The 3,719-nt window shown below is 47.5% G+C and carries 4 protein-coding genes; 3 read left to right on the top strand and 1 reads right to left on the bottom strand.

All coding sequences use genetic code 11. The features are described from left to right. Positions 1-194: 194 nt before the first annotated feature. Positions 195-908, top strand: coding sequence for a FeoA family protein (locus tag QZP87_RS07705; RefSeq protein ID WP_291322339.1), 714 nt, complete (start codon positions 195-197; stop codon positions 906-908). A gap of 766 nt (positions 909-1,674) precedes the next feature. On the opposite strand, the gene QZP87_RS07700 is transcribed toward QZP87_RS07705, so the two are convergent. Beyond that, positions 1,675-2,400, bottom strand: a complete 726-nt coding sequence (locus tag QZP87_RS07700) for a DUF4198 domain-containing protein (RefSeq protein WP_291322338.1) — start codon at positions 2,398-2,400, stop codon at positions 1,675-1,677. A gap of 796 nt (positions 2,401-3,196) precedes the next feature. On the opposite strand from QZP87_RS07700, the gene QZP87_RS07695 reads away from it, so the two are divergent. Together QZP87_RS07695 and QZP87_RS07690 are read left to right on the top strand one after the other, a co-directional pair. Next, the gene (locus tag QZP87_RS07695; RefSeq protein WP_291322337.1) at positions 3,197-3,370 is read left to right on the top strand and encodes a hypothetical protein; all 174 of its coding nucleotides are present in this window, start codon (positions 3,197-3,199) and stop codon (positions 3,368-3,370) included. Then, a partial coding sequence (locus QZP87_RS07690; protein WP_291322336.1) for an HMA2 domain-containing protein occupies positions 3,367-3,719 on the top strand: 353 nt, incomplete at its 3' end. The genes QZP87_RS07695 and QZP87_RS07690, both read left to right, overlap by 4 nt.

Raw genomic sequence — 3,719 nt, 5'->3', positions numbered from 1 at the left:
GGAACAGTCCCCTGGCCTTGTGCCATCAGCCAACACCGAGGTCCCCCTGAATGGTTACCTGTCCGCCATGGGCAGAACAAGGCATGTCTTTATATTTATGCGGGCATTGCTGGGTGCAAAGATTTTGGTATGTTCGCAGGTGTTTATTTTTAATGTAACCGGCTTTGAATTAAGCCGACTTTTCTGGAGGGTTTATGTATACTCTCGATACTATCAATACAGGTTCAAAAGTTGTGTTAAGCGGCATTGCAGACAGAAATCTTGCAAGGCGTCTTAAAATTATAGGTGTAATGCCGGGTTGTCACCTTGAGCTGTTCCATGAGCATGTACTTGACAGTTCAGTTGTGGTGCGGAGTGAAAATGGGATGGGCGTGCTGGATGCAGAAATGGCCTCCAGGCTGATGATTTGTCATGAAGATGACCATATAACCCCTGTGGTTGACATGTTTCCAGGGGAGAAGGGCCACGTATATGATCTGCCGGTCATCTACTGCTTGAAGCGGATTATGTCTGCCCTTGGCCTGAGTACAGGCAGCCAGGTTTTCATGGTAAACCGCATTCCTCCTTTTTACTACAGTATCCAGGTAAACAGTAAAGACATGCGCATTACTCAGGGACTGGCATGCAGAATCTGGGGAAGCATCAGGGGCAGAGAGTGCCAGCTGGCATTGGCTTCTGAAGGGGATGAGTTCCATGTGCATGACGTTCTTGGTGGGCGAAGGGTAAAAAATGTTGTTGATAAGCTGGGGATAAAACAGAACAAAACAGCCAAAGTAAATTCACTGATTCTCTTTGATGGCGATATTCCTCTGGGTGAGCAGTTGCTGATATTGACCACTGAAAGCGGTTCCAGAGTCCTTCTCAACAGCAGGCAGGCAAGCAGGATGTATGTAGCTCCTTCCGGGTGAGCTGTCAGATAGTAACCATTCAGAAGGGCCTCGGTATGTAACCATTCAGGGGATGCCGGAATCACGCCTCTGGCGTGACCGGGGACAGTACCCGCGACACCTTTTACGTACAATTACAAAAATTACAGACGCGAAGTTTTGTGTACCAGCATATCTGTTTCTTAGCGAGGGACAGTCCCCAGGCCTTGTGCCAGTAATCACCACCGAGGACCCCTCTAATCTGTATCTTGTTCAATAAAAAAATAAGTGCCGGGGTGCCTGTCCCCACAAACATGCAAGCAAGGATTTTTTTTCTTTTCTTTTTTTCTTTCTTGTTCCCAAGCTGGAGCCTGGGAACAAGAGGTAACCAGGAACCAGGAACGAAAAACCAGGAACCAGGAGCCGATTTTTAACGACCAACATATTTGTTTGTAATTTGTAAGGAACTAATCCCTTAGGATCTGTCACGATATAAGTGTTATATTTGTCTTTGTTCCCACGCTCTGCGTGGGAACATTCCCTGGACGCTCCGCGTCCACAATGACCGCAGGAGCGGTCGGGCTACGCTCCTACGCAGAGCGTGGGAGCGATAAACCCCCAGATTATGCAGGCATTAAGTAACACTTATTTTATGACAAACCCTTAGCCCTGAGGATCTGGAAAAGGCCGAAAGACTTGCCCGGGAGTTTCAGCACGAGGCTCATTGATTGTAGAAGGTTGCTGCAGTAAATGGATTTAAGCGGGGCAGGTCTGCCGGAAGCGGATCCTGCCCCAAGTATATTATAAATTATTGTCCGGCTATGAACATGGTGGAACGAAATCTGACCTCGTTTATTGCAAATCCGGTACCCTCCACTTCTCCGGCTGGTACGTAGTAGTCTGTTTCCAGGACATGGTTGTGTGCGGGATCGATGACCAGCTCGAGTCTTCCATCACTGCCGATATCAACTTCATCAATTTCTTCGTAAAGAAAGTCGTCATTGGACAAAGCTCTGAAGACCTCGACATCCCCTTCGGATACCGGATTGCCTTCATAAAGGACCTGCAGAACCAGTTTCAGCTCTCCATTGTCCAGTTCTACTGCTTCCACCGGAACGATTTCCAGGGGTATGCCAACGGGGTCATGAACAAGGCCTCCGTCCTGGCCTGACCAGACAATGCTTTTACCGAAATCCCTGATTTCCTGAAGCCTGTACCTGTTGGGGTCTCTTTCCAGGATCAGGGTGTACATGCCTGTATCCTCAAAGCTGACCGCTGCCTGGTAATAGGTGTCCAGTTCGTTCAATGCTGCATCTGTGGTCTCGCCCCCGGGGGAAAGAACATAAAGGCTCATGTTGGTTTTATCCCGCTCATCAAGAGGGTCGTCCGGATCAGCATAGAAGACGTCGACAATAATCTGGTCTCCGGGGTCAACCCTGTAGGGCGGCTCAGACCATATGCAATGGGCATGGGCCGCTGCTGCCACAGACAGGAAAAAAACCGTTGTTAAAGCTGTCAAACTCCACCTGAACATAATTCTACCTCCTGAAGTAAAAGTGAATAAATAGCTGCAGGCAGAGGTGATGGCCCTGGAAAAGAGCTTCTGCCGACAGTCAAACCTCATCTGTTGCCAGTCCCTCAAGCCTTGCGGGCATCAAAAAGAGGCCGGCAAAAATTAATGTAGATTGTAAAAGTTATTATCAAAAAAATGGATAGTGCATCTGAACATAAGCATCAGGCTACTTAAACCAAAGGTCAAATCCACTTGATAGCAATCAAGAATTTTAATATAATGGCACTAAAATTTTAAAGCCGCAAAAAATTAACAGAGTCGCCCCAACAAAGCGATACGAAGTGCTGTTTAATGAAATCCCACACGCCTGTCAATAATTATTTTGAATTTAATTTTCAGAATCATGCAAACAAAAAATAAAGATGATCTTGAAAATTGCTTTCATTTTACTTGACAGGCTGCAACTGTCTGGGTTAAAGAAGGTCCAATCTGATTTGCTGAAGCACAGGACAGTCAAAAGTTTTTGTGAATTTTTGTTTTGTCAGCGCTTCACCCGGGGGGCTGGGACCGAACCGATAAGTAACTGACACCCCTCGTTCCCAGGCTGGAGCCTGGGAACGAGAGGTAAGCTGGAGCCTGGGAACGAGAGGTAAGCTGGAGCCTGGGAACGAGAGGTAACCAGGAACGAAGAACCAGGAACCAGGAACCGATTTTTACGACCAACATGTTGTTCCGAAATTTGTGCTAAGCGCATAAATGATATCTGTATTCACAATCATTGTCTTGAGCAGTGAATGCGCATTAAAGGAGGCCGGTTATGAACTGGGAATATCTGCTGATTGTTGTTTTTCTGGTGGCAGCAGTATCTGCTCTGGTCTTTTTTTCCAGGAAAGACTACTCAGGCAGAGGATGCTCCTGCGGACAGTGCTCCCAGGGAGATGAACAAAGCGGTCAAAAGGATGATGAAGCAGGAGGCAGGCACGGTTCATGATCGGTCTTAACAGCAAAAAGCGTGAAATCACCATCCGTCATCATATCCCGGGTCGTATAAGGCTCAGGATTGCTGTTTTAAAAAGTGATGAGCTAAAAAAGTCCATTACTCAATACCTGGAAAACCTTGAAGGAGTCTTGTGGTTGAGGGAAAATCCCGCATGCAGCAGCCTGGTGATAGGCTTTGACCCCAAGGTGACCTCAGGCAGAGATATAGTGGATGCTCTGGGCAGCCACATATACACCTCCCGGGGTGAAAGCAGTCACACCCAGGCTCGGGAAAGTATCTGCGGCACTTCAACATGCTGCTGCGCCGGGTCTCAGGATGAAGCTGTTTTTAAAAAGGCGGT

This window comes from Desulfonatronospira sp. (assembly GCA_003563255.1).
Classification (GTDB): Bacteria; Desulfobacterota; Desulfovibrionia; order Desulfovibrionales; family Desulfonatronovibrionaceae; genus Desulfonatronospira.
Note: the sequence above shows the minus strand (reverse complement) of the source record. Positions and strands in the feature narration are given on the sequence as shown.

Excerpts from the sequence above, each read along its gene's own strand:
- QZP87_RS07705 (WP_291322339.1), top strand. The coding sequence starts at position 195 with ATGTATACTCTCGATACTATCAATACAGGTTCAAAAGTTGTGTTAAGC.
- QZP87_RS07700 (WP_291322338.1), bottom strand. The coding sequence starts at position 2,400 with ATGTTCAGGTGGAGTTTGACAGCTTTAACAACGGTTTTTTTCCTGTCT.
- QZP87_RS07695 (WP_291322337.1), top strand. The coding sequence starts at position 3,197 with ATGAACTGGGAATATCTGCTGATTGTTGTTTTTCTGGTGGCAGCAGTA.